Source organism: Vibrio sp. M260118 (assembly GCF_036533755.1).
GTDB lineage: Bacteria > Pseudomonadota > Gammaproteobacteria > Enterobacterales > Vibrionaceae > Vibrio.
This window is the reverse complement of sequence record NZ_JATABG010000635.1, coordinates 1-942: the sequence shown is the minus strand read 5'-3', so window position 1 is coordinate 942 and position 942 is coordinate 1. Positions and strand designations below refer to the sequence as shown.

1 protein-coding gene is annotated in these 942 nt (G+C 44.4%); it reads left to right on the top strand.

The window, feature by feature from the left end; all coding sequences use genetic code 11:
• On the top strand, nucleotides 1-846 hold an 846-nt coding region (gene purC, locus QTO00_RS20190), incomplete at its 5' end, for a phosphoribosylaminoimidazolesuccinocarboxamide synthase (protein WP_331426338.1).
• Nucleotides 847-942 lie beyond the last annotated feature (96 nt).

Genomic DNA, 942 nt, shown 5'->3' with positions numbered 1-942 from the left:
CTCAACGCGATTTCAAATCACTGGTTCAATCTGTTCAAAGATAACGACTTAGCCGATAGTCACATCCTTGATATCCCACATCCATTTGTTTGGATTGTACAAAAAGCAAAACCCATCATGATTGAGGCGATCTGTCGTCAATACATTACTGGTTCAATGTGGCGTTCATACGAAAAAGGTGAACGTGAATTCTGTGGTATCGAACTGCCCGAAGGCTTAGAAAAAGACAAACCACTACCAGAACTGCTTATGACGCCTTCGACCAAAGGTATCTTAAAAGGCATTCCAGGTGTTCCAGAAGCGGATGACGTGAACATCACTCGTCAGAATATCGTTGATAACTTCGCTGCGTTCAACTTCTCGAAAGCTGACGATATCGCTCAATACGAAAAGCTACTTCGTGAAGGCTTTGTGGTCATCAGCAACGCATTGGCAGAAGTTGAGCAAATTTTTGTCGATACCAAATTCGAATTTGGCTACGTTCACGATGCCGCAGGCAACGAAAAACTGATCTACATGGATGAAGTTGGCACACCTGACTCTTCACGCATCTGGGATGAGCGCGAATACGATGCCGGCAACATCGTTGAAAACTCGAAAGAAGGATTCCGTCAGTTCCTACTTAACCACTTCCCTGACCCAGATATCCTGCTTAACAAAGAGCGTATGGATGAGCGCGAAGCACTAGCAAGAGACAACGATTTGCCGCTAGAAGCGTTAATGGATATTTCGAAGACTTATCTCGCTATTGCTGAAAAAATCACAGGTCAGAAAATCCACTTGAGTGACAATCCTAAGCAAGAAATCATCGACATTCTAAGTCGAGATTACGGCTTGATTGACTAAGCAAGCAATCGCCCACCGGTCATGCCCTAACCTATGCGTTAGGGCATTTTAATTTGCATCGATACTATTTGTCCTTTCCACCCTTGTTGCCACCGC